The 18,084-nt window shown below is 61.9% G+C and carries 20 protein-coding genes; 6 read left to right on the top strand and 14 right to left on the bottom strand.

Translation table 11 applies throughout. The features are described 5' to 3' along the window. Window positions 1-55 precede the first annotated feature (55 nt). Both BN1139_RS03710 and BN1139_RS03705 read right to left on the bottom strand, forming a co-directional pair. Window positions 56-553: a response regulator gene (locus BN1139_RS03710; RefSeq protein WP_013724182.1), complete on the bottom strand. Its 498-nt coding sequence runs from the start codon at window positions 551-553 to the stop codon at window positions 56-58. Between the two features lie 55 nt (window positions 554-608). Continuing rightward, window positions 609-2,576, bottom strand: coding sequence for an ATP-binding protein (locus BN1139_RS03705; RefSeq protein ID WP_013724183.1), 1,968 nt, complete (start codon window positions 2,574-2,576; stop codon window positions 609-611). A 276-nt stretch (window positions 2,577-2,852) separates the two neighbouring features. Between BN1139_RS03705 and BN1139_RS03700 the strand changes: the two genes are divergently transcribed. Then, entirely contained in the window at window positions 2,853-3,983 is a 1,131-nt protein-coding gene (locus tag BN1139_RS03700; protein WP_005339847.1) for a NapC/NirT family cytochrome c, read from the top strand. Between the two features lie 23 nt (window positions 3,984-4,006). Beyond that, complete coding sequence (gene torA / locus BN1139_RS03695; RefSeq protein WP_005356355.1) at window positions 4,007-6,487, top strand: trimethylamine-N-oxide reductase TorA; 2,481 nt, start codon at window positions 4,007-4,009, stop codon at window positions 6,485-6,487. Between the two features lie 85 nt (window positions 6,488-6,572). Here the strand turns inward: torA and BN1139_RS03690 are convergent, their stop codons facing one another. The 4 genes from BN1139_RS03690 to BN1139_RS03675 are packed head-to-tail and all read right to left on the bottom strand — an operon-like array spanning window position 6,573 to window position 9,438. Next, window positions 6,573-7,034, bottom strand: a complete 462-nt coding sequence (locus tag BN1139_RS03690; RefSeq protein ID WP_005356353.1) for a hypothetical protein — start codon at window positions 7,032-7,034, stop codon at window positions 6,573-6,575. Between the two features lie 41 nt (window positions 7,035-7,075). Next, window positions 7,076-8,425: a sensor histidine kinase gene (locus tag BN1139_RS03685; RefSeq protein WP_005339828.1), complete on the bottom strand. Its 1,350-nt coding sequence runs from the start codon at window positions 8,423-8,425 to the stop codon at window positions 7,076-7,078. Beyond that, window positions 8,422-9,078 (bottom strand): AHA_4052 family stress response regulator transcription factor, encoded by a 657-nt coding sequence (locus tag BN1139_RS03680; protein WP_005339826.1) that lies wholly within the window; start codon window positions 9,076-9,078, stop codon window positions 8,422-8,424. The genes BN1139_RS03685 and BN1139_RS03680 overlap by 4 nt, the downstream gene beginning before the upstream one ends. 21 nt (window positions 9,079-9,099) lie before the next feature. Next, window positions 9,100-9,438: a PepSY domain-containing protein gene (locus BN1139_RS03675; protein ID WP_005356351.1), complete on the bottom strand. Its 339-nt coding sequence runs from the start codon at window positions 9,436-9,438 to the stop codon at window positions 9,100-9,102. A 63-nt stretch (window positions 9,439-9,501) separates the two neighbouring features. Between BN1139_RS03675 and BN1139_RS03670 the strand changes: the two genes are divergently transcribed. Next, window positions 9,502-9,750 (top strand): PepSY domain-containing protein, encoded by a 249-nt coding sequence (locus BN1139_RS03670; protein ID WP_013724184.1) that lies wholly within the window; start codon window positions 9,502-9,504, stop codon window positions 9,748-9,750. Here BN1139_RS03670 and msrQ read toward each other — a convergent pair. Together msrQ and msrP are read right to left on the bottom strand one after the other, a co-directional pair. Beyond that, complete coding sequence (gene msrQ / locus BN1139_RS03665) at window positions 9,747-10,373, bottom strand: protein-methionine-sulfoxide reductase heme-binding subunit MsrQ (protein WP_005356349.1); 627 nt, start codon at window positions 10,371-10,373, stop codon at window positions 9,747-9,749. The genes BN1139_RS03670 and msrQ overlap by 4 nt on opposite strands. Next, the gene (gene msrP / locus BN1139_RS03660; RefSeq protein ID WP_005356348.1) at window positions 10,364-11,365 is read right to left on the bottom strand and encodes a protein-methionine-sulfoxide reductase catalytic subunit MsrP; all 1,002 of its coding nucleotides are present in this window, start codon (window positions 11,363-11,365) and stop codon (window positions 10,364-10,366) included. The genes msrQ and msrP overlap by 10 nt, the downstream gene beginning before the upstream one ends. Before the next feature lie 368 nt (window positions 11,366-11,733). On the opposite strand from msrP, the gene BN1139_RS03655 reads away from it, so the two are divergent. Beyond that, window positions 11,734-12,216, top strand: a complete 483-nt coding sequence (locus tag BN1139_RS03655) for a DUF1097 domain-containing protein (protein WP_005339809.1) — start codon at window positions 11,734-11,736, stop codon at window positions 12,214-12,216. Between the two features lies 1 nt (window position 12,217). Here the strand turns inward: BN1139_RS03655 and BN1139_RS03650 are convergent, their stop codons facing one another. The 4 genes from BN1139_RS03650 to cydH form a co-directional block, all read right to left on the bottom strand. After that, window positions 12,218-13,498, bottom strand: coding sequence for a sigma 54-interacting transcriptional regulator (locus BN1139_RS03650; RefSeq protein WP_005339807.1), 1,281 nt, complete (start codon window positions 13,496-13,498; stop codon window positions 12,218-12,220). Next, the gene (locus BN1139_RS03645) at window positions 13,495-14,022 is read right to left on the bottom strand and encodes a hypothetical protein (RefSeq protein WP_005356347.1); all 528 of its coding nucleotides are present in this window, start codon (window positions 14,020-14,022) and stop codon (window positions 13,495-13,497) included. The genes BN1139_RS03650 and BN1139_RS03645 overlap by 4 nt, the downstream gene beginning before the upstream one ends. Beyond that, on the bottom strand, window positions 14,019-15,419 hold the full coding sequence (locus BN1139_RS03640) for a sensor histidine kinase (RefSeq protein ID WP_005339801.1): 1,401 nt from the start codon (window positions 15,417-15,419) through the stop codon (window positions 14,019-14,021). Before BN1139_RS03640 ends, BN1139_RS03645 begins: the two co-directional genes overlap by 4 nt. A 103-nt stretch (window positions 15,420-15,522) precedes the next feature. Continuing rightward, a complete protein-coding gene (gene cydH / locus BN1139_RS21320; protein ID WP_005339800.1) occupies window positions 15,523-15,615 on the bottom strand; it encodes a cytochrome bd-I oxidase subunit CydH in 93 nt (30 codons plus the stop codon). A gap of 124 nt (window positions 15,616-15,739) precedes the next feature. Between cydH and BN1139_RS03635 the strand changes: the two genes are divergently transcribed. Continuing rightward, window positions 15,740-16,315, top strand: coding sequence for a 2-amino-4-hydroxy-6-hydroxymethyldihydropteridine diphosphokinase (locus BN1139_RS03635; protein WP_005356346.1), 576 nt, complete (start codon window positions 15,740-15,742; stop codon window positions 16,313-16,315). Here BN1139_RS03635 and BN1139_RS03630 read toward each other — a convergent pair. Next, a complete protein-coding gene (locus BN1139_RS03630; RefSeq protein WP_005356344.1) occupies window positions 16,241-16,945 on the bottom strand; it encodes an SDR family oxidoreductase in 705 nt (234 codons plus the stop codon). The two genes, BN1139_RS03635 and BN1139_RS03630, sit on opposite strands and share 75 nt — an antisense overlap. 162 nt (window positions 16,946-17,107) lie before the next feature. On the opposite strand from BN1139_RS03630, the gene BN1139_RS03625 reads away from it, so the two are divergent. Then, the gene (locus BN1139_RS03625) at window positions 17,108-17,512 is read left to right on the top strand and encodes a CBS domain-containing protein (RefSeq protein WP_005356342.1); all 405 of its coding nucleotides are present in this window, start codon (window positions 17,108-17,110) and stop codon (window positions 17,510-17,512) included. On the opposite strand, the gene BN1139_RS03620 is transcribed toward BN1139_RS03625, so the two are convergent. Further along, window positions 17,509-18,045, bottom strand: coding sequence for a DUF2301 domain-containing membrane protein (locus BN1139_RS03620; RefSeq protein ID WP_005356340.1), 537 nt, complete (start codon window positions 18,043-18,045; stop codon window positions 17,509-17,511). The two genes, BN1139_RS03625 and BN1139_RS03620, sit on opposite strands and share 4 nt — an antisense overlap. Window positions 18,046-18,084: the final 39 nt, after the last annotated feature.

Here is an 18,084-nt window from a genome sequence, read left to right as displayed (position 1 = left end):
GTAATACTGTATATGCAGACAGTATACAACTGCCACCGCGAAAGCCCAACTGCCCCTACTCGTCGAACGGGTGATCGTGGATGGCGGCAAACAGCCGCGCCTGATTGAGCAGCGGCGCATAGTGGAAGGCATTTTCGCCATCTTCCGCCAGCAGGTAGTCGGTCAGCTGTTCGCGCACCGCCTCTTGCAGGGTCTCCAGCTTCCACGGCTTGGCGAGGTAGTAGTGCAACCCGCCACGATTGACCGCTTCGACGGTGGCCTCCAGCCCCGCTTGTCCGGTCAGCAGCAATTTGCGGCTGGCGCGGGTGGTGGCTCGCCGGTTCAGCTCCACCAGAAAATCGACCCCCAGGGTTCCCGGCATGATGTGGTCACAGAGGATCAGCGCCAGCTTGTTGCCGTCGCTCTCCCACTCCTCCACCACCGCTCGCGCCTCATCGACGCTCTCGGCAGCCTCCAGCTCGAAGTGGGAACGGAACGGGGCGAGATCGTGGATCACCGCATCCAGCACCTCCCGCTCATCGTCCACACACAGGATCAGATAGTGTTTGTTCATTGCTCCTCCTTGGCGACATGGTTTGGCACGCCGCGCGATTGATGCTGGCGACGGCTCAGGCCGCATGCTCCTTGTTGTGATGAGGTTCGCCCCCGTAACCGGCCTGCCCCATGCCATCCAGCGGCAGACAGACCCGCATCCGGGTGTAACGGCCCGGCTCGGAGGCCACCTCGATCCGGCCGTGGTGCTGCTGAACTATCTGCAGTGAGACGCTCAGACCAATCCCGAGGCCGAAATGTCCCTCCCGCTTGGTGGTGAAGTTGAGATCGAAGATCCGCTGCCACAGCTCGGGCTCGATGCCGCAACCGCTATCCTCGATCTCTACCATGACCCACTCGGGATCCAGCAATCCGGTGCGAATGGTGAGCCGCCCCGGGCCGCTCATGGCATCCAGACTGTTGGCGATCAGGTTGGTCCACACCTGTTGCAGGGCGATGGGGTGACAGCGCACCAGCGGCAACGGCTGGTACTCCTTGCAGAGCTCATGATGCTTGAGGCGGTTTTCGAAAATCATCAGGGTATCTTCCAACCCCTCGTGCAGGTCCACCAGCGAGGGCTCGTCCCTGTCCTGCCGGGCATACTGCTTGAGGCTCTTGACCAGATCGCCGATGCGGCGGGCACACACCTCGATATTGCGCAGGAAGCTGCCGGTCTGCTGGAACAGCTCCAGCCGGGAGAGCAGCGCCTCCCGCTCGGCAGTGGTGCGACCGGCAAACCAGCGCTGCCAGTTCAGCTCGTCATCCAGATTCATCTGCACCGCCAGCCGCGCCTGCTGGCGATCGCCAAAGCGCCCCTCCGCCTGCCGGGTCTTGTCACGGATCTCGCTGGTTGAGACCGGCTGGGCGGTCAGCGCCTGACAGAGGGTCTGATTACCCAGCCCCTTGATGGCGGGTGGCAGCTCGAGATTGACCAGATCGGGGATGGCAGCGCGCAGGGTCTCGCTGCCACGGATAATGGCTGCCACCGGATTGTTGAGCTCGTGGGCGACACCGGCCACCAGCTGACCCAGCATCGCCATCTTCTCGCTCTCCACCAGTTGGGCATGGGCAGCATCGAGGGAGTTGAGGGTCTGCTGCAACCGCATCTCGGTGCGAATGCTGTTTTGCAGGCGGCGGTTGAAGTGGCGCAGCAGCAGGTTGGTAAAGGAGGGGAGCAGCTCGCTACGCGCCTCCATGACCCGGGAGAACTGCTGCTTGTCGAGCTTGATCACCTCGGCGCCGGTCAGGGTCACCCCGGTGGTAAAGGCGGGCTCGCCGGTCACGAAGGACATGCCCCCCACCAGCGCACCGGTGCGATAGTGCACCACCTCCTGATCGATCCCCTGCTCGTCCCGCTTGCGCAGCACCACCTCCCCCTTGGCGATAAACCAGAGGAAGCTGTTGGGCTCCCCCTCGCGGGTCAGCACATGGCCCGGGCTGTAGTGGCGGCAGACCCGCTCCTCGTCATTGCCCTCGAAAAACTGGTAGAGGCCGTCGATCACCACCCGCGACAGCTCTTCATCGCTGCAGTGGGTGTAATCCATAAAGCCCTGCCGATAGGCTGCCAACTGGCGATCGACGTGGGCTCGCAGCAGCTTCTGGTTGTCGAGCACGGCGGCATAGCTCAGCAGATCCGCCTCGGGACGCTGCAATACAAAGTGGCTCGCCTGCTCGATCACCGCCCGGCGCAGGCTACCATCGCGCCAGGGGCGTTGCAGGTAGTAGTCGAGGCGACCGAGATTGACCGCCTCGATGATCGATTTCATCTCCGGCTGGCTGCCCAGCAGGATCTTGCGGCACGCCTCGTGACGGCTGCCGAGGCGGATCAGAAAATCGGCCCCTCGCCCATCCCCCAGCTCGCTGTCACACACCACCACGGCGGGTGACTGCCCCTTGCGATCCAGCTCGTCCAAGGCCAGCTCCGCCGACCCCTGACCGACCACCACCACCAGCGTGAAATGGCCGAGCAGCGGCGCCAGCTCCTGTTCGAATTCGGCCAGCAGTTGCACGTTGGCGGCGACACACAGCAGTGAGAAAGGGCTCATCAGCGACACTCCGTTGAGGCTCACTGCTCACTATATCAGCGAATCTTGTGGGGTTTTGCGAGGGGGCTAACAGCTGTCGCGGAAAGTGCACAAATAGATAAAACAGAAAACAACTGAATTTAATTCGACAATTAAATCAATAACAAAACAAAAGACAAAATGTGACAACAATCAAAAATATAAACCATGATGGAGGTCAACGCCTTATCCCTATCATTACTACTACTATTGGACTAGTACTATGTAGGTAATTATTGACCGTAGGAAAACGCCGCCATGATTGGAAAACTGATAAGAAAAACCTGGTTCTGGCTCCTGCTGCTCGGGGCCCTGCTGGGTGTCGCGGCACTGGGTGTCACCGTGACCGTGCTGCACAAGACCAGCTCCACCGAATTCTGCGTCTCCTGCCACTCCATGCAGACTCCGCTCGCCGAGTATCAGGGCAGTGTCCACTTCCAGAACACCAAGGGGATCCGCGCCGAGTGCGCCGACTGCCACATCCCGGGCGACCCCACCTCCTACCTGTGGACCAAGATCCGCGCCGTGAAGGATATCTATCACGAGGCGATCGGCACGCTCGATACCCCGGAAAAGTATGAAGCCCACAAGCTGCGGATGGCCCAGTCCGTCTGGGACGAGCTGAAAGCCAACGACTCCGCCACCTGCCGCAGCTGCCACAGCTACGAGGCGATGGACATTCTGGCACAGCGCCCCAATGCCCGTGCCGAGCACCCGGTCGCCATCAAGGAAGGCCAGACCTGTATCGACTGCCACCGCGGTGTCGCCCACATCATGCCTGACATGAGCGGCCTGGCAGCCGCCGGTGCCAGCGAGCTGGCGCAGGCTGCGGCCCAGACCCCGGCCAATGTCACCACCCGTTACGCCATCGCCACCACCCCGCTGTTCCTCGATGCTGCCGCCAAGACTGACGAAGGTACCCTGATGCCTTCGACCAAGGTGGAAGTGCTGGCCAACGAAAACGGCCGCGCCAAGGTGCAGATCGAAGGCTGGCAACAGGATGGTGTGAGCGAAGTATTCTACGCCGCACCGGGCAAACGGATCCTCAGCGTACTGGTCGGCGATGCCGCCAAGAAAGCGCTGGTCACCGGCCAGAGCGAAACCGACAGCGCCACCAACCTCACCTGGCATCAGGTCAAGCTGACCGCCTGGGTCGACCAGAGCCAGCTCATCGGCGATCAGGGCAAGCTGTGGCAATACGCCTCCACCCTGATGTCCAACAACTGTACCGGCTGCCACGGCCTCACCGCACTGGATCACTTCAATGCCAACCAGTGGATCGGCGTCATCAAGGGGATGGAATCTCGTACCTCCCTGACCCCGGAACAGGCTCGCATGTTGACCCAGTATGTCCAGAAACACGCCAGTGACATGAGCGCGGCCCACTAAGGCTGGCACAGAGGATAACCGTTATGACTTTTTTCAATGACAAGAAGACCAATCTGTCCCGCCGCAACCTGCTCAAGGGGCTCGGCGCCTGCGCAGCCCTGCCCCTGCTCGGCGGCATTTTTCCCAAGAGTGCGCTGGCACAAGCCATCAGCACCGCATTGAGTCAGTTCCCGACCCTGGTGCCCGCCCAGAAGGGCATTCTGACCGGCGCCCACTGGGGTGCTTTCGAGGCGATCGTCGAAGATGGCCGCATGGTGCGCGTCCAGCCGGTGGCCGATGATCCGGCGCCAAACGATCTCATCGATATGGCGCCGTTCCAGGTGCATGCCAAGAACCGCATCAAGTACCCCATGGTGCGCAAGAGCTGGCTGGAGCACGGCCCGGGCGCCAAGCCTGAGCTGCGCGGTGCCGACGAGTGGGTACGAGTGAGCTGGGACAAGGCGATCGAACTGGTGGCCGGTGAAATCCAGCGAGTGCAGAGTGACTTTGGCCCGCAGGCGATCCACGCCGGCTCCTACGGCTGGAAAAGCGTTGGCATGTTCCACAACAGCCGCACCCTGCTGCACCGCCTGATGAACCTCTCCGGCGGCTTCACCGGTTATGCCGGTGACTACTCCACCGGTGCGGCTCAGGTGATCATGTCCCATGTGATGGGCTCCATCGAGGTGTACGAGCAGCAGACCGCCTGGCCCAACGTGGTGGAGAACGCCGAACTGGTGGTGCTGTGGGGGGTCAACGCCCAGGTCACCCTGAAGAACAGCTGGAACATACCGGACCACGAAGGTCAGGCCGGTTTCATGGCGCTGAAAGAGAAGGGCACCAGCGTCATCAGCATCGACCCCATCTACAACGAGACCGCCAAGCTGGTCGGCGCCGAGTGGATTGCCCCGAACGCCTACACCGATGTGGCCATGATGCTGGGTGTGGCTCACACCCTCTACAGCGAGAAGAAGCACGATCAGGCCTTCCTCGATCGCTACACCGTCGGCTTCGACAAGTTCCTGAACTACCTGCTCGGCAAGGATGACGGCCAACCGAAGAGCGCCGAATGGGCGAGCACCGTCTGCGGCGTCGATGCCAAGGTGATCCGCCAGCTGGCTCTCGACATGGCCGCCAAGCGCACCATGATCATGGCCGGTTGGGGCATGCAGCGTCAGCAGCACGGCGAACAGCCGAACTGGATGCTGGTCACTCTGGCCTCCATGCTGGGCCAGATCGGCCTGCCGGGCGGCGGCTACGGCTTCAGCTACCACTACTCCTCCGGTGGCAGCCCCACCGCCAAGGGTGGCATTCTGGCTGGTATCTCCGCCGGCAACGCACCGAAGAACAGCCCGGCTCCGATCCCGGTGGCCCGCATCGCCGACTGCCTCGCCAACCCGGGCAAGACAATCGACTTCAACGGCCGCAAGGTGACCTATCCGGACATCAAGCTGGTCTACGTGGCGGGTGGCAACCCCTTCCACCACCATCAGGACACCAACAACCTGCTGCAGGCGTGGCGCAAGCCGCAGACCGTGATCGTGCACGAGCCCTACTGGACGGCGACTGCCAAGCACGCCGATATCGTGCTGCCGGTCACCACCAGCTACGAGCGCAACGATCTGGAGATGGGTGGCGACTACTCCCAGCGCTATGTGTTCCCGATGCACCAGTGCGTGCCGCCCCAGCACGAGTCCCGCAACGACTTCGATATCTTCAGCGCCATCGCCGCCAAGCTGGGCGTGCAGGAGCAGTACACCGAAGGGAAGGACGAGATGCGGTGGCTCAAGCAGATGTACGACGGCATGGCGGCGCAGGCCCGTGGTGCCCGCGTGGCGCTGCCGCCGTTCAACATGTTCTGGGAGTCCAACAACTACATCCGCTTCCCGATCCCCGAGGCCAACCGCCAGTGGATCCGTCACGCCGATTTTCGCGAGAACCCGCTGCTCAACCCGCTCGGTACCCCGTCCGGCAAGATCGAGATCTTCTCCAACACGGTGGCGGGGATGGGTTACGCCGACTGCGCCGGCCATCCCAAGTGGTATGAGCCCAAGGAGTGGGTGAAGAGCGAGGTGGCGGCGCGCTATCCGCTGTCGCTCAACACCTCCCACCCGACCCAGCGGCTGCACTCCCAGCTCGACAACACCCCGCTACGGGACAAGTTCGCCATCGCCGACCGCGAGGCGATCATGATCCATCCGCTGGATGCCAAGGCTCGTGGCATCGCCCAGGGGGATCTGGTGCGCGCCTTCAACGAGCGCGGCCAGATCCTGGTGGGCGCCCTGCTCTCCGAGGATGTGCGTCAGGGGGTGGTACGGATCTGCGAAGGGGCCTGGTACGACCCGGCCAAGCCGGGCGAAGTGGGTAGCATCTGCAAGAACGGCAACGTCAACTGCCTCACCTTCGACGAAGGCTCGTCCAGTCTGGCACAGGGCAACTGCGGCCACATGGCCCAGCTGCAGATCGAAAAGTACACAGGCTCGGTGCTGGCCAACACCGCCCACGCGGTACCGGCCAACGGCTAAGGCTATTGCCACCCAATAAAAACGGCGCCATCAAGGCGCCGTTTCTTTATCTGCCTGCCAAAGCTCAGGCATGGTCGGGACGGGTTTAGAACTCCCCTTCCTCCATATACTCCTGCGCGCACTCAACCAGCTGCGGCCACAGCTCTTCCGGCACCCATGCGTCCGGGTCATCTTCGTCCCCGTCGTACTGGCTCCAGAAATAGCGGCGCAGGCCGGAGGCAAACTCGTCGCTGATCTCGGCCAGCTCCGAGAGCGGCCCCAACCAGGCGATGCGACGCAGGCCGGAGGCGAGATCGTTGATGGAATCCATCAGGGTGCGATCGTCGAAGCTCTGCTCCACCAGCAGGGTGAAGCGCTCGCGCGCCTGCTCGGTCTGCTCCTCGTCCAGCTCGCCCACATCGGCCAGCAGGTCGACAAAATCTTCCAGAAGGAACGCGATCAGGCCATCCCTGTCTTCAAACCACTGGATCTGGGCGCCCTTGACCCCCAGCACAGAGGCATCAAACGAATCGTCAAGGTGACACAGTGCCCACGGATCGTCGGTCATGCTTCTCTTCCTCAGGCTAAAACAAATGCCATATGTTATGCCTAGCTCTCGACTCTTGCCACCTTGGGCAACGAGAGGGAGGCGGCCAGACCGCCCAGTTCGGCGCGGCCCATGATGAAACTGCCCCGATAGGCTTCCGCCAGATCGGAGACGATGTTGAGACCCAGGCCCGAGCCCGGCACCTTCTCGTCGAGCCGCACCCCGCGCAGCACCGCCTTGGCGATCTGATCTTCGCTCATGCCGGGGCCGTCATCCTCGATACGCAAGGTGATCCAGCCACCCAGCTCGGCGCTGGAGATGCGCAGCTCGCTGGCTGACCACTTGAAGGCGTTCTCCAGCAAATTGCCCACCATCTCGTCGAAATCCTGCTCCTCCACCCCGACCGCCAGATTGGCGGGCACTTGCAGATCCACCGTCTTGCCCGGATAGAGGCGGGAGAAGGCGCGGCAGATATACTCCACCCGCGCCCGCACCGGAGTCGAGACCCCGAGGATCTTGGCTGCGCCGGTCACCCGCGCCTTGCCGAGGTGGTAATCGATATGGCGCTGGATCTGGTCGAGCTGCTCGCCGATGGCGGCCTGATCCTCCGGCGGCAATTGAGCCACCTGATTGCGCATGATGCTGAGCGGCGTCTTGAGGGCGTGGGCCAGATTGCCGGTGTGGGATCGCGCACGCTGCAGCAGCTCGCCGTAGTGGTGCAGCAGCCGGTTGATATCCTCCACCAGCGGCTGGATCTCCAGCGGATAGCGCAGCCGGAATCCCTCCTGATGACCCTCGTGAACCCGCCCCAATTCGCGGCGCAGCAGGTGCAGCGGCCGCAAGCCGTAGACGATCTGGAACATGAAGCCGAGCACCAGACCGGCGGCGGCAAAGCCGAGGCCGAGGAACAGGCTGATCCGGGTCTTGTTGAGGGTCTGGGTCAGGGCGCTGCTGTCCTTGGCCATCACCAGAGTGAAGACCCTATCAGAACCTGGCAGCAGTACGGTGCGGGTCATGATCAGCAGCGGCTCCTTGTTGGGCCCCTTGCCGACGAAGAGGTCAGGATCGCCAAACGCCGACTTGAGGCCGTCGCTCTTCAGATTGGTATCCCACAGGGAACGGGAGCGCCCCACCACATCGCGGCCCAACTCCAGCTGCCAGTAGTAGCCGGAGTAGGGTTGATTGAAACGAGGATCGGAGAGGGAGCCGGTGACCACCGGCAGGCCGGTTTTGGCCACTTCCAGCCGAGAGAGCAGATCATAGAGCTGCAGGCGCAAACCGTCGGCCTCCGCCTCCTGCCAGTAGTTGCGCATCATGGTCTGCAGACTGAAACCGGTGGCGAACAGAAACAGCCCGCACCAGACCAGCGCGATGGCGACCAGTCGCCCCCGCAGGGTTCTGACCAGCCTCATTCGTTGATCCGGTACCCGAGGCCGCGCACTGTCTCAATCAGATCGGGGTTGGTTTTCTTGCGGATCCGGCCGATGAACACCTCCACGGTGTTGGAGTCACGGTCAAAATCCTGAGCATAGATGTGGTCGATCAGCTCGCTGCGCGACACCACCTTGCCCCGATGCTGCATCAGGTAACCCAGCACCCGGAACTCGTGGGCGGTCAGCTTGATGGGGGTTCCTTCGTACCACACCTGCGATGCCGCCATGTCGAGGCGCACCCCGCCGATCTCCAGAATGGAGCTGGCATTGCCTGCCGCCCGGCGCACCAGCGCATGGACCCGCGCCACCAGCTCGGCCACCTGGAACGGCTTGGTGAGGTAGTCATCGGCACCGGCGTTGAGCCCTTCGATCTTCTCGTGCAGCTGACCACGGGCGGTCAGCACCAGCACAGGGGTATCGATCCCCTTGCTGCGCCACTCCTTCAGCACGCTCAGGCCATCGCGCCCCGGCAGGCCGAGGTCGAGAATGATGGCGTCATAGGGTTCAGTCTCACCGAGGAAACCGGCCTCGTTGCCATCGTGGCAGAGGTCGGTGACAAAGCCGGAGAGGCGCAGCTGTTCGGCCAGCTGGCCAGCCAGAATTTTTTCGTCTTCAACAATCAGAATTCGCATGAACAGGCTTCCACACAGGGGTTATTCCTCATCTTCGACCGGAGGCTTTGGCGGTTCGAACAGCCGCTCCAGATGGTGGCCCTTGGCCCACACCAGCTCAAGGTTGTCGGCCCGATAGGCTACCTTGATCACGCTGTTTTCCCGATCGATGACTCGCAGTTCATAGAGCCAGATACCATCCTCTTCCCCCAGATCCACCCGCAACACCCGCACCGGCAATCTGGCCGCCACCTCCATCATTTCATGGAAGGGCCGAACCCGTCCCTCATGGACAGCTTGCTGCAGCATGGCTTCATCAGGCGTGACCGCCTGTGCCAGCAACGGCAGCAATAACCCAAGCAGAGGGAGCGCTCTATTCATGGATGATTCATCTCCAAATACCTAACATAATGGCGTTTATAGTCTGCCAGCCATGAATCCGGAATGAATATGATCCCGCGCAGTTTCCTGCTGATCCTTTGCCTGTTGAGTGCCACAAGCTGGGCGGCCCAGAGCCGTCTCGACATGGCCGGGCTGGTCAAACTCCTGCTGGCGCAAGGGTATCACGACATTCGGGAAGTGGAGCTGGAAGGGGACAAATTCGAGGTCAAAACCCTCAATCGCCAGGATCAGAAGGTGCATCTCATCGTCGATGCCTACACTGGCGAGATCAAACAACAAGAGGCCGATTAGGCCTCTTTTGCATTCCAGCGTCCCCGCCAGGGGCGCAGCAGCTTATCTTTCCTCGGCCAGAGCAGGGCGCAGGCCAGCAGCAGGTAGATGAGGGGCTCCCCCCAACCGCTCTTGAGCGACCACCAGTAGTGCACCGGCACCAGCAGGGCGATGGCATAGACCCAGTTGTGCAGCTTCTGCCATGCTGCGCCCATTCTGCGCTGCAATGCGGGCAACGAGGTGATGCTGAGGGCGCCCAGCAGCAGCAGTGCCACCATCCCCACCACTATGTAGCTGCGCTTGACCAATTCGCCGCCAATCAGCCCCCAGTCAAACTGCAGATCCAGCCCCAGCCACGCCATAAAGTGGAGCAGCGCCCAGGCAAAACACCAGAGCCCGAGGGGGCGGCGCAGCTTGATGAGCTGCCCCTGCCGCCAGCGCTTGGCCAGCGGCGACACCAGCAGGGTGAGCAGCAGCAGGTTGAGCGCCCCCTTGCCGAGGTAGTGGATAAGCTCGGGCACCGGATCGCCCCCCAGCAGACCTGCCGGAATGGCAAAAACCAGCCAGAGCAGGAAACCCAAGGAGCCCAGATGCACCAGCGCCCGCAAGCCGCTGATATGGGCCGGTTTCAATCTCAGTACCATTGGCGCAGATCCATCCCCTGATAGAGCGAGGCGACTTCGTCACCATAGCCGTTGAACATCAGGGTCGGCTGACGCTTGGCGCCAAACACTCCGCCCTCGCCGATGAAACGCTCGCTGGCCTGACTCCAGCGCGGGTGATCCACCTGCGGGTTGACGTTGGCGTAGAAGCCATATTCGTTGGGTGCCAGCAGGTTCCAGGTGGTCGGCGGCATCTCCTCTACCAGCCGGATCGAGACGATGCTCTTGATGCTCTTGAAGCCGTACTTCCACGGCACTACCAAGCGGATCGGCGCGCCATTCTGGGCGGGCAGGGTCTTGCCATAGAGCCCCATCGCAAGGAAAGAGAGAGGGTGCATCGCCTCGTCGATACGCAACCCCTCCACATAGGGATACTCGATGCCGCCCCCCAGACTGGAGGCCTGACCCGGCAGCTGTTTCGGATCAAACAAGGTTTCGAAGGCGACAAACTTGGCACGACTGGTGGGCTCGGCACGGCGGATGATCTCCGCCAGCGAGATGCCATTCCAGGGCAGCACCATGGACCAGGCTTCGACGCAGCGCAGCCGGTAGATCCGCTCCTCCAGCTCGCTCTTGTTGATGAGATCCCACACATCGAGTGTAAAAGGCTTGGCCACCTCCCCCTCCACCTTGAGGGTCCAGGGTTCGGGCTTGAGGTAATGGCCGTTGCGAGCCGGGTCGGACTTGTCGGTACCGAGCTCATAGAAGTTGTTGTAACTGGTGGCCTTCTCTTCCGGTGTCAGCACCAGATTGGCCGGGCGCTCAGCAGGCTTGCTGTTGAGCGGTTTGGTGGCTAATTGGGGAGCATCCTCTTTACCGCGCAGCAGATCGAGTACACCGGCCTGAGTGGGAAACGCCAGGGTGGCTGCGCCCAGACCCAGCCCTTTGAGAATAAGGCGGCGGTCCTGATAAACGGCTTCCGGGGTGACATCCTGTTCGGTGAGGGGGTGGGCGGTACGACGCTTGATCAACATGAAAAACTCCCGGGGCTGAGTGAGGCAGTATGGATAAGACCCGCCCCGGCAGATTTTTATTTCACACAAATTTACATCATGTGGTGCAGGGGCAGTGCCTTGGCCATGGTGCCGACCAGAAACAGGACTACGAACACCAGCAGGGGAACGATCACATTTGGCGCCATCAGACTCACTCCATGAGCAGGACAGGGCCTCTAACTATGGCCGACTGTCAGGCCGGTCACCAATGAATTTTTTTCGCGAGCGCAAGCGTATTCCTGAGTTGAAAAGGGTGATGAAGATCACACACAATTCGGCCCCCGCTTGCCGCCCCGATTGCCGGGGGTAGGCTGCCCACTTTGCGAAGCCAACTGAAGAGTCGCCCCATGAGCCCACTGATCGCCATCGCCATCACCACTGGAATTCTCTCCGCCGTCTGGGGCTGGATTGCCGTCGCGTTCGGCCTTATCTCCTGGGTCGGCTTTCTCGGCTGCACCAGCTATTTCGCGTCAAGCGGCGGCTACAAGGCACTGCTGCAGACCATCTTCTGCAACACCAGCGGCATGCTGTGGGCACTGCTGCTGATCCATGGCGACAGCCTGTGGGGGGCGGGCGTGGCGGGTTATGTGATGACGGGGGTAGTCGCCACCCTGATGTGCGTACAGGCCAAGCAGCAGTGGCTCGGCTACATTCCCGGCACCTTTGCCGGTTGCTGTGCCACCTTCGGGGCGGCTGGCGAGTGGCGGTTGATCCTGCCCTCCCTCATCATTGGCGCCTTGTTCGGTTACCTGATGAAGGCGAGCGGCCTCTGGCTCTCCCATAAAACTCAAAAAGCCGATGCCGCTCCGGCGGTGGTTGATCCCGCCTGATTTATCCCTTCGATTTGAAGTTTGCAGCTTCGATACCGTGCCGATTCAATAACTTGTAAAAATCGGTACGGTTTCTGCCCGCCATGTTGGCCGCCAGGGTCACGTTGCCCTCGGTGGTGCGCAGCAAACGGATCAGATACTCCTTCTCGAATTCGGCCCGCGCCTCGTTGAACGAGGGGATGCCACCGCCACCGCCGCTCAGGGCGGACTCCACCATGGAGACCCCGATCACCGGGCTGCAACAGAGGCTGGCGAGCTGCTCCACCACGTTGCAGAGCTGGCGCACGTTGCCGGGCCAGGCAGCAGCCGCCAGCATCGCCAGCGACTCGGGCGAAAAACCCATGGCGGCGCAGTCGCTGTGGCGGCTACGGTAATCGTCGAGCGCCTGTCGGGCCAGCAGGGGGATATCCTCGCTGCGGGCACTGAGAGACGGCAAGGTGATATTGGCGACGTTGAGACGGTAGAAGAGATCTTCCCGAAAGCGCCCCTCCTCCATCGCCTTGACCAGATCCTGATGGCTGGAGCTGAGCACCCGCACCTCCGGCGTGCCCTGACCATACTCCTCCATCACCTGCAGCAGCTTGGCCTGCAGGGATTCGGAGAGGCTACCAATCTCGTCGAGAAACAGGGTCGCCCCCTTGGCCTGCTCGAACAGCCCGGACTGGCCATCTTCACCAAACAGCTGCAAGTCGAGTGACGCCCACGGAATGGCGGCACAGTTGATGGTATGGAGCGGCTTGTCGCGCCGCTGGCTAGCCTGGTGCAGCGCCTGCGCCATCGCCCCCTTGCCGGAGCCTGACGGCCCCATGATCAGCACCGGCACCTCCATGGTCGCAATGCTGTGCGCCTGGATCAGCAGCTGCTCCAGCTGGGGATTACGGGTCAGGATCAGCGACTGCCACTCCTGCTGCTGTTTCGGCCGCGTCAGACTCAGCGCATGTTCGATGGTGGCGAACAGCTCATCCTTGTTGATGGGTTTGGTCAGGAAGCTGAAGACGCCGGAGCGGGTCGCCTGAATGGCGTCCGGGATGGTGCCGTGGGCGGTCATGATGATCACCGGCAAACCCAGCCACTGAGCCTGGATCCGCTCGAACAGCGCCAGACCGTCCATACCGGCCATTCGCAGATCGCTCAGCACCAGATCGGCCCGTTGCTGACGCAACCGGTCGAGGGCTCCTTCCGCGCTGTCGGCGGTATCCACTTCATAACCCTGACTGCGCAGCCGCATGCTCATCAGTTTGAGCAGGCTGACGTCGTCATCCACCAACAGGATCCGGCTCATGGTATTACCTCACGATTCTCGTTCAGCTTGCGCTGGTTGAGCTGGTCGTCGATGGCGGTCAGCTGCTCGATCTGGCGGCGCAGCCGCTGGATCTCCTGACTCTGGTCATCGCGACGGCTGTCGCGAGCCAGCAGCTGCTCGCCGAGGGCGATCCAGCTGCGCAAAAAGGCCTGCGCATCGAGACCCAGCTCGGGCAACATCTGCTTCAGGCGCGCCAGACCGGCGGTGCGATTGGCCACCGATTCGGCGGGGTGGGAGTCCACCATCGCCAGACTGACCCGACTCTCCAGATCGTCGGCCCCTTTCAGACGCTGACGCTCCTGCACCCGTTGCTGGGGGTGACTGGCCAGCAGCCAGTCGGAGTATTGCAGACGCACCTGCATCTCCTTGTTGGCAAACTCCATCCGCTTGGCAAAAGCGATATCGGAGGACTCCCGCTCTGCCTGTTGCGGCAGCAAGGAGCAACCCGCGAGCAGCCCTGCCATCAGAGCTGGAAATACGCGTTGTATCTTCATAGTCCTCATTTCAACGTCAACCTGAAACAGACATCAGCCTGTTCATCCTCTACCAGAACCAGTTCCCCCCCCAGGCTGTTGGCAGACTCGCGGGCGATGGAGAGGCCCATGCCCGAGCCTTTCAAGAGACCTTGCCGCACTGTGCTGCCCTGCTCGAAGGGTTCAAAAATGCGTTGCTGATCGGCCACGGGGATCTTGGGTCCCTCGTTGGCCACTTCCAGCCAGCTTATCTGTTCATCCTGCCCTGCCCTGATCCAGATATTGCCCCCGCTGGCGCCGTAACTGACGGCGTTGGAGAAGAGGTTATCGAGGATCAGTCGTAGCCGGTAGGGCTCCGCCCACAGGGTAACCGGCACGGTCGGCAAGTGTACACGGATCTGCTTGGACTCCAATGCCAGCCGGTACTCGGCAGAAAGTTCCGACAACATCGGCAGCAGGGGGACGGGCTCCAGTTCGAAGGCCTCCTGCTGACTGAGCCGGTTGAAGTCGAGCAGCCGCTCGATCAGGGTCTGCAAACGCCGACTGTTCTCGTCGAGCATCTGACAGATCTCCAGCTGATCCGGCGTCAAAGGCCCGACCAGCTGCTCGCAGAGCAGATCCGTCCCTTCCCGCAGCACCGCCAGCGGGGTCTTGAGCTCGTGGGAAACATGACGCAGGAACTGGTATTTCTGCAGCTCCAGCTCCTTGAGTTTGTCGTGCAGCCAGACGATCCGCTCCCCCAGCAATACCAGCTCGGCAGGGCCGTCAACCGGCTTGGGATCGGGTTCGACCCCGGCACCCAGGCTCAAGATGCGCGACTCAATCTGTCGTACCGGGTGGATGATGAGGTAGGTGAAGATAAAGACCATCAGCAGGCTGAGCGCCGCCACCGCTCCACTCACCCACCAGAGCTCGCTGGTCAGTCCGGCGATGGTGAGCTGCACCCGATCCATGTGTTCGTCAACCCGGCTGCGGGTGACTATTTCGAGCTGCTTGTTGGCATCGTTGAATTGCTCAAGCTTGTCCCCCGCTGCCGCCGCCCGGGCCAGCGCAGCATCCTGCAGGCTGTCGAGCCAGGCCAGCCCCTGATCGAGCCCGCTATAGAGCTGGCCATCGGTGATGGAGTTGCGGTGTTCCGCCAACAACACCCGATAACCATCGAGTTGCTGCTGGTAGCTGGTGAGACTGCGGCGATCCCCCAGCACCGCGAAGCGACGCAAGGTGCGTTCGATATCGATGGCTTGCGCCGTCAGCAGGGTAGCGCGGCGGGTATCCTTGACCGCCCGCTCCATCTCGTCGCTGGTGAGCTGACTGAGGTGGGCAAGGGAGGTACTGTTGTGCCAGATCATGCCGCCCAGCGGCATCAATACCAGCACAAATCCCATCAATACCACCTGCAGCAGGGAGCGTGGGCGAACCTTGGTCATCATCTCTTCTCTTGCATTCTCACCGGTGCGCCAGCATAGCCGCACCGCCCCAAAAAACAAAACCGGCCAACAGGCCGGTTTGTATTATCTGGATTGTGGTGATTCACGCCAACGCGACAGAGGCCAGACAGATAATCATGATCATCGCCAGCGCGCCCGAGGCGGTCAACAGCGCCCATTTCAGCTCCACACTCATGCAAACCTCCTTTCTGCCAATCAGTGCCGGATCACAATAGATAAGACAATGTTAAGCCATAGTTAATCCGATAACCGTGAGCTGCGTATACATTTCAGATGAGCCCAACCCCGGGAAGGTGAGCATGTTCTATCTGTGTAGCATTGGTTCCAATATTGACCCGCATATTCATGTCAGCCGCGCGCTGGCTGAGCTGTTTGCGAACGTCGGCCCCCTGCGGCTGAGTTCGGTGATCCGCACCAAGCCGGTGGGAATGCACTCCAGCCACGACTTTCTCAACTGCCTGCTGGTAGTGGAGAGCCCGCTCGATGCCGCCCGCCTCAAGCAGCACTTTGTCGCCCTCGAGGTAGCTCACGGCCGGGATCGCAGCGATCCGCTCTGCAAGGTGCACGATCGACCGCTCGACATCGATATTCTGGCCAGCGACAGGAGCGGTGACTTTGCCTCGGCAGAGGTCGATTCCTATCTGGCGGAGCTGCTGGCCGAGCTCTACGGCCATGGCGAGGTGCATGACCCCAAGGTGGCGCTGCAAGTGACGCTCCCCGCCCCGTCGGGCAAGCTCAAACCCGGCAAAGGCTTGCTGACCCGGCAGGTCGGGCTGGAGCCGCTGGTGCTTGGCAAATCTTCAGAGAGTGGCCAGCGCCCGCCCGCCATCTACCTTGATGCTGGCCCCCGTCATATAACTGTTCCCCATCAGTAACTGCACCGCCTGCCAGATGGGCTCAAGTCCCCCCTCCCGCGCCAGCGGTGTTTTCGCCAACACCTGCTGGCGCCATGCCTCGTCATGCTCGTCGAGAAACAGGATCGGCCCCGGCTCTATGGTGTTGACCCGAACCGCAGGCGCCAGCTCCCGGGCAAAGCTCATGGCTAGCGAATGGGCTCCCGCCTTGGTGGCCACATAGCTGGCAAAACGGGGGGCCGGGGCATGAATATAGATATCGGTGATGTGAATGATGCTGGCGTTGGGATTGCTGGCCAGCTGGGGGGCCAGCGCCCGGTTTAGCTGGAAGGGGGCCGCCATGTGCACCCGGTAGAACTGCTCGAACTGGGCCAGTTGCGCCGCCGGCTCAGTTGCCTGCGGCTCGAAGGCCGAGGCGTTGTGGATCACCAGCGTCAGATCCTGATGGGTCTCCAGCACATCGATCAGCTTGCCAACGTCCTCTTCCCGACCAAAATCCGCCAGCACCAGCTCGACCCCCAGTGCCGCCAGCGTGGCCAGCTCCGGCCGCTCGCTGCGATAACTGCCCGTCACCTGCCAACCCGCCGTCACCAGCTGTTCACAGAGATAAAATCCGAGTCGACGGCCGCAGCCTGTAACCAATGCACGCATACGATCTCCTTTCCCTTTCATGGTCTTGCATGAACGAAGCCCGCCTACCAGCGGATCACCGCCGATGGCTTGTGCCTATCAATCCCTGCGGCACAAGCCATTGGTCGCGGGCCACCCGCCCGCGTCATAGTGGCGGCATCCCCCTCTTGCGGAGTCACCACCATGCTGAAAGTACACCACCACATGGGTCGCCTGACCCACTCCCTCACTGCCGGACTCGGCCTGGCCGAGGCGCTGGATCGCCTGCATCAATCGGGTCTTGGCGGCCTGCCGGTGCTGGATGAGCAGAAACGGCTGATCGGCTTTCTCTCCGAACAAGATTGCATCCCCAGCCTGCTCACCGGCAGCTACCACTGCGATACCCGCACCCGGGTGGAGGATCTGATGAACCGTTCGCCCCTCTCGGTCGGGCCGGATGAGAGCATTCTGGATCTGGCTCGCCAGATGGCCGACGCCAAGCCCAAGATCTACCCGGTGCTGCAACAGGGCAAGGTGATCGGCATCATCAGCCGCCGTCAGGTGATGCAGGCCCTCAACCAGCAGATGAAGGTGTGCCAGCAGACCTAGATCTGGTAACGCCCCTTGTCACCGATATCGAAGTGCAGGGGCATCCGCCACTTGGCCAGCGCCAGCAAGGTCAACAGGGCGCCGCAGACCAGCGCCACCAGTGCGGCGGCCCACTCCACCCGCAACCACTCCAGCAGCCATAACGCCGGCAACAAAATGGGCACCAGCTTGATGCCGGGAATGGCGAAGCAAAACTGCTCCTTGAACGCCAGCCCGGAGAGGGTCGCCAACGCAGCTCCCAGCACCAGCGCATCCGGCGCCCCCACCGCTGCCATGGCCAACGCGCCCCACCCAAATCCCTGCAGAATCAGGCGAATCCGCTTGTCGTAGATATGCAGCGAGAAGCCGCAGATTGCGCTTGCCACTGCCAGCGACATCAACCATTGTGCCGACGGGAGCAGTGCCATCCCGCTCAGCAGCACCGCACCGCGGCAAAGCAGCAACAGGGCTGCCGCACTCAAGCCAAGGCGGTAGAGCGAGACGGTCAACTTGTCGATCCCGTCTAGCGGGCTCTCGATTTCAGGATTTGCCATAAACAGTCGCTTCTAACGGATCAGGTGCCATCCAATATA

The organism is Aeromonas veronii bv. veronii, from assembly GCF_000820225.1.
In the GTDB taxonomy this organism is placed as follows: Bacteria; Pseudomonadota; Gammaproteobacteria; order Enterobacterales; family Aeromonadaceae; genus Aeromonas; species Aeromonas veronii.
This window is presented reverse-complemented; position numbering and strand designations above follow the sequence as displayed.

Coding starts and splice junctions, on each gene's coding strand:
- BN1139_RS03645 (WP_005356347.1), bottom strand. CDS start 14,022: ATGAGGACTATGAAGATACAACGCGTATTTCCAGCTCTGATGGCAGGG.
- cydH (WP_005339800.1), bottom strand. CDS start 15,615: ATGAGTGTGGAGCTGAAATGGGCGCTGTTGACCGCCTCGGGCGCGCTG.
- BN1139_RS03620 (WP_005356340.1), bottom strand. CDS start 18,045: ATGGCAAATCCTGAAATCGAGAGCCCGCTAGACGGGATCGACAAGTTG.
- BN1139_RS03680 (WP_005339826.1), bottom strand. CDS start 9,078: ATGCGAATTCTGATTGTTGAAGACGAAAAAATTCTGGCTGGCCAGCTG.
- BN1139_RS03670 (WP_013724184.1), top strand. CDS start 9,502: ATGAATATGATCCCGCGCAGTTTCCTGCTGATCCTTTGCCTGTTGAGT.
- BN1139_RS03625 (WP_005356342.1), top strand. CDS start 17,108: ATGCTGAAAGTACACCACCACATGGGTCGCCTGACCCACTCCCTCACT.
- BN1139_RS03635 (WP_005356346.1), top strand. CDS start 15,740: ATGTTCTATCTGTGTAGCATTGGTTCCAATATTGACCCGCATATTCAT.
- BN1139_RS03685 (WP_005339828.1), bottom strand. CDS start 8,425: ATGAGGCTGGTCAGAACCCTGCGGGGGCGACTGGTCGCCATCGCGCTG.
- torA (WP_005356355.1), top strand. CDS start 4,007: ATGACTTTTTTCAATGACAAGAAGACCAATCTGTCCCGCCGCAACCTG.
- BN1139_RS03650 (WP_005339807.1), bottom strand. CDS start 13,498: ATGAGCCGGATCCTGTTGGTGGATGACGACGTCAGCCTGCTCAAACTG.
- BN1139_RS03700 (WP_005339847.1), top strand. CDS start 2,853: ATGATTGGAAAACTGATAAGAAAAACCTGGTTCTGGCTCCTGCTGCTC.
- BN1139_RS03705 (WP_013724183.1), bottom strand. CDS start 2,576: ATGAGCCCTTTCTCACTGCTGTGTGTCGCCGCCAACGTGCAACTGCTG.
- BN1139_RS03675 (WP_005356351.1), bottom strand. CDS start 9,438: ATGAATAGAGCGCTCCCTCTGCTTGGGTTATTGCTGCCGTTGCTGGCA.
- BN1139_RS03690 (WP_005356353.1), bottom strand. CDS start 7,034: ATGACCGACGATCCGTGGGCACTGTGTCACCTTGACGATTCGTTTGAT.
- BN1139_RS03630 (WP_005356344.1), bottom strand. CDS start 16,945: ATGCGTGCATTGGTTACAGGCTGCGGCCGTCGACTCGGATTTTATCTC.
- BN1139_RS03640 (WP_005339801.1), bottom strand. CDS start 15,419: ATGACCAAGGTTCGCCCACGCTCCCTGCTGCAGGTGGTATTGATGGGA.
- BN1139_RS03655 (WP_005339809.1), top strand. CDS start 11,734: ATGAGCCCACTGATCGCCATCGCCATCACCACTGGAATTCTCTCCGCC.
- msrQ (WP_005356349.1), bottom strand. CDS start 10,373: ATGGTACTGAGATTGAAACCGGCCCATATCAGCGGCTTGCGGGCGCTG.
- BN1139_RS03710 (WP_013724182.1), bottom strand. CDS start 553: ATGAACAAACACTATCTGATCCTGTGTGTGGACGATGAGCGGGAGGTG.
- msrP (WP_005356348.1), bottom strand. CDS start 11,365: ATGTTGATCAAGCGTCGTACCGCCCACCCCCTCACCGAACAGGATGTC.